General features: G+C 49.5%; 3 protein-coding genes and 2 pseudogenes. 1 reads left to right on the top strand and 4 read right to left on the bottom strand.

What is annotated here, in order from left to right:
- Nucleotides 1-483: 483 nt before the first annotated feature.
- From C6A40_RS24555 to C6A40_RS24540, 4 genes and pseudogenes are all read right to left on the bottom strand, one after another.
- Nucleotides 484-891 carry a DUF943 family protein gene (locus tag C6A40_RS24555; protein ID WP_045337482.1) on the bottom strand — a complete coding sequence of 136 codons (408 nt, stop codon included), beginning with the start codon at nt 889-891 and terminating at the stop codon, nt 484-486.
- The gene (locus tag C6A40_RS24550) at nt 884-2,119 is read right to left on the bottom strand and encodes a PAAR domain-containing protein (protein ID WP_045337480.1); all 1,236 of its coding nucleotides are present in this window, start codon (nt 2,117-2,119) and stop codon (nt 884-886) included. Before C6A40_RS24550 ends, C6A40_RS24555 begins: the two co-directional genes overlap by 8 nt.
- The gene (locus C6A40_RS24545) at nt 2,119-2,595 is read right to left on the bottom strand and encodes a PAAR domain-containing protein (protein ID WP_045337478.1); all 477 of its coding nucleotides are present in this window, start codon (nt 2,593-2,595) and stop codon (nt 2,119-2,121) included. The genes C6A40_RS24550 and C6A40_RS24545 overlap by 1 nt, the downstream gene beginning before the upstream one ends.
- Before the next feature lie 179 nt (nt 2,596-2,774).
- Nucleotides 2,775-3,278 (bottom strand): annotated as a pseudogene (locus C6A40_RS24540) (recombinase family protein).
- Here C6A40_RS24540 and C6A40_RS24535 point away from each other — a divergent pair.
- Nucleotides 3,262-3,912: pseudogene (locus C6A40_RS24535) on the top strand (Tn3 family transposase); the annotation flags it as partial. The pseudogenes C6A40_RS24540 and C6A40_RS24535 overlap by 17 nt on opposite strands.
- Nucleotides 3,913-3,990: the final 78 nt, after the last annotated feature.

Genomic DNA, 3,990 nt, shown 5'->3' with positions numbered 1-3,990 from the left:
GATAGTTCTCCGAATGAAAGCCTGTCCTCAGCATAATACCGGGAAGGAGGGAGTGACCATCTCATTAAATATCCTACCCTAAGGTTGTTTTGACGGAATGAAGTACGTATATGCTCGAACTCCCCATTTAGTCCGACTAACGCACTTGTTCAGGTAACTGTTTTCTTTAGTCCAGCCCTAAAAGACACGACGAATCGCCAGTCGCGTTAACCATTGGTAACAGGTTTGCAGAGTAATGATGATGTAGGCGGTGCTACAGAGCTCTTGAAGTGGTGCCCTGACTGCGGCTACCCTGGAAGGACAGTTTAGGTATCTGCGCTCCGTGAAAGCCAGTTACCATCGGAACAAAGAGTTGGTAGTTCTGAATTCCGGAAAAAAACCACCGTTGGTAGCAGTTTTTTGTATACAGGGCAAGAGATTACGCGCGAAAAAAAGGATCTCAAAGATCCTTTTTGATTTAACGTTCAGTCATTAAAATTTACGTTAATACGACTCATATTTAAGCCCATAATTCTGGCTATATCGTACATCCAAAAGTGGCTTTCTATCAATACACCGCTTCTCTGTCTGTATGTCATTGAAGCAAGAAACCTCATCAATAAACCCAAGCAAGCTTTCATTCGGCTCGGTACGATATCCATTCCCAAAATCCATAATAGATATGTAGTAATAATAATCTTCGCCTTTATTCGGTATACCGTATTTTTCCTGAATCATATCCTTGTTGGCTTCCCACCAGGCTATCTGGCGGCTTTTCAGGTACGGAAAATGCCTGACCAGTATCGTATCGCCATCATGTACTGCCACAATATCAACCGGCGTCAGGTACTGCCAGAGCAGAAAGCCACCGGCAGCCGCCGCAATAACGCCCGCTATCAGCCACTTATTCATCCCGCCTCCCGCTGATTTCCACGGTCGTATTCATCTCGGTGATAAACGGCCTGTAGCCGTATTTCACATAACGCTGCAGCACAAACCAGGTCCGGAAAATTCGTCCCTGATGAAAAACAGGGTTCAGAATGTCTGCATCATCAAGTCCGAAGTGATCTTGAATCCGGTAATGCACCTTCGCCCGGTAGCTGTTGCCCGTCACCTCCAGCGACTGCAGCGTGATATGCGTCGACCAGGTATCATGGACGGTTATCACCAGCCCGTTAGTACGGTCGATAAGATGGTCAAACTTTGGCAGAACAGCCCCACTTAACTCCTTAAAGTTTCCCTTTTCGTCAAACAACTTGTCCTTCTTATCGAGAGGAATAAATCCATACTCGTAGTTAATTGCTGCTTTTAGAACATTTTGGATTCTCAGCAACGAACTTTTCCCAGAACGGTCATTCAGGATCTGCTCTTTCAGCGCCTTATCCAGTAGCGGGCTGCTGTACGGTGTGCCGCTGTTCTTCTGCATGTGGTTGATCATCTCAGTGATGATGTTCTTATACGGACCGTGAAAGGAGAACACCTTCGCCAGTTCACGAAACTCATCAAACATCAGTCGCGCGCTTTCCTCCCGGCTGACTACAACCGGCGCACTCTCCGTCAGGCTGCCCGAATAAAATCCATCATACGGACTGGCTACAACCCGCGGCGAAAGGGTCAGCGTATACGGGTTCACTTTCGCCGAGACGTCCGTCAGGCCAAAGCGCCCTTTCAGCGCTTCCTCGCTCAGATCGCCGTGGTGCATGTCTTTAGCGCCATAATCATCCATCATGCGCTGTGTGGTATAAATCCGCGCGGGAAGGGGCATTGGCTCAGGTTTTTTTTCTTTCTCTTCAGCCAGTTTTTTCTTCCGGGCAGTTTCATCACGCTCGGCTGCCAGCCCGGCATTGCAGTTATATTCGTAGGTGTTGTCCAGATCCTGCGGAATGAATTTCGCCCGACACGGACAGGAACTGTAACTTTCGATGGAGCCGGCTAGCTGGCGGTTTACTCCGCCCACTTCGTACATGTCGCCCATGCCACCACAGATACGGTAGATCCCGGGATGTTTTCCGCAGGTCACTTTATCGGACTCCCGCGCCTGTGGTCGCCCGAAAAATTGGGTGTCTTCAGCACCGGTGATAATTTTGCCGCCACAGACGGTACGATCTCCCTGGAAAAGAAAATAACCTTCCAGCGCCATCAGTGTTTACCTCCCGGCACCGTTAAAAAGCCATCAGGCAGTGTATCGCCCTCACGGAAAACACACATCTGACTACCCTGAGGCGTGGAAATAATTTCATCGCCGTTATCCAGCATGCTGCCCACGAGCGCCATCGATTCCCCCTGCGTCATTTGGCCTTTACCGGCTCCACAAATAATGGTCGCCTCGCGCCCGTCCGAATACACCACTTTATCCCCGACCCGCGCGGCATAATGCCCGCCAAGGGTACTTTTGCCGGATACCTCACGGATCACGCCACCATGACGGGTCAGGCTGCCAGCCGTTGCCCCCCGGTAAATATGGAGAACAGCGCGCTGTAACACTGATTCCATTTCTGCGACGAGCGACTGACGCGTCTGCGGATCAACTCCTGCCAGAAACTCATCGGTCAGCCACGGCTGACGCAGCCGTTCCAGCACATCAGGGGTCAGTTCATTGGTGTATTGCTGTGACATGTAAAACCCTCACGGTTTATATGGTTAACATCTGACCCATCATACACCGACGGACATTTTATCGCCGTTTCCGTAAAGGAATACAAAAGTAAAATTTTGTAAGATGCAGCGCTCTAACTCCCTGAACAGGCTTATTTTACCCTGAGAATAGTTTGTCGTGTGGTGCTGAATTCACGAGCCTAAGCACTCACAGTTATCCCGATGCTAAGGCGTTCCAGGACTAATTACTTTTGTTCCTCATTCAATGCAGAGGGGCGTCCAAAGCGTTTCCCTGATGCTTTTGCCTGTGCAATACCAGAGTGTTTGCGCTCAATGAGCAGTTCACGCTCAAATTCTGCCACCGCCGAGATTACCTGCATCATCATTTTTCCGGCAGGGCTGGCGAGGTCCACACCGCCCAATGCGAGACAGTGAACCCGAATTTCAGAATCAGCCAGCATTTCAACTGTCTTTCTGATGTCGATTGCATTGCGTCCGAGACGATCAAGTTTGCTGACAATCAACACATTGCCATTTTCCATGCGATCAAACAGCTTGGTAAAAACAGGGCGTTCACTGGCGGCAACCGAACCGCTGATATGCTCTTCACTCATTCGTTGGGGTTTGATGGTAAAACCAGCCGCTTCAGTTTCACAACGCTGGTTTTCTGTTGTCTGTTCAAGAGTGGATACCGCAGGCTTCACTGAGCATGTTTTCGCGCTAATGCATCTGCTCGGATTCGCTTTTGCGTCAAGTATCCGGGATCTTCATGACAAACGGTTGTTTATTCATGGGAAAGCTGAGTTGTATCCGGGGCTTCAGTCAATCATATCCTTAACCAGTCTGAATCTTAAGGAAATTGAAGCACTCTGGCATGAGGTACTGCGTCTGGCAAAGGCATTAAGGGAGATTGGCCGCATCGAAAGGTCATTGTTTATGCTGGACTGGTTCCGGGATCCTTCATTGCGTCGCCGGGTGCAGGCAGGGTTGAATAAAGGTGAGGCCCGCGATGCCCTGGCGCGAGCTGTCTTTATGCATCGACTGTGGGAAATCAGAGATCGGGGGCTGGAAAATAAGAGCTACCGGGCCAGTAATCTGACATTGCTAACTGCGGCGATCTCGCTGTGGAATACGGTATATATAGAAAGAGCCATAGATTCTCTGAAGCGGAAAGGACTCCCGCTAAATGAACAGCATATTGCGCATCTTTCCCCGCCAGGATGTGAGCACATAAATCTCAGCGGGGACTACGTCTGGCGAACAAACCTCTAGCTGGGACAGGGTAAATACCGCACGTTACACTCAGTAGTTAGCAGCCTGTACAAAAAACAGGCTTAGCGTAGGATATTTAATGAGATGGTCACTCCCTCCTTCCCGGTATTATGCTGAGGACAGGCTTTCATTCGGAGAACTATC

Origin of the sequence: Enterobacter sp. GER_MD16_1505_Eko_090, from assembly GCF_003331015.1 — a bacterium.
GTDB classification, from domain to species: Bacteria; Pseudomonadota; Gammaproteobacteria; order Enterobacterales; family Enterobacteriaceae; genus Enterobacter; species Enterobacter roggenkampii.
The sequence above is the reverse complement of the archived record's forward strand: the minus strand, read 5'-3'. Positions and strand labels throughout refer to the sequence as shown.

Excerpts from the sequence above, each read along its gene's own strand:
- C6A40_RS24545 (WP_045337478.1), bottom strand. The coding sequence starts at position 2,595 with ATGTCACAGCAATACACCAATGAACTGACCCCTGATGTGCTGGAACGG.
- C6A40_RS24550 (WP_045337480.1), bottom strand. The coding sequence starts at position 2,119 with ATGGCGCTGGAAGGTTATTTTCTTTTCCAGGGAGATCGTACCGTCTGT.
- C6A40_RS24555 (WP_045337482.1), bottom strand. The coding sequence starts at position 891 with ATGAATAAGTGGCTGATAGCGGGCGTTATTGCGGCGGCTGCCGGTGGC.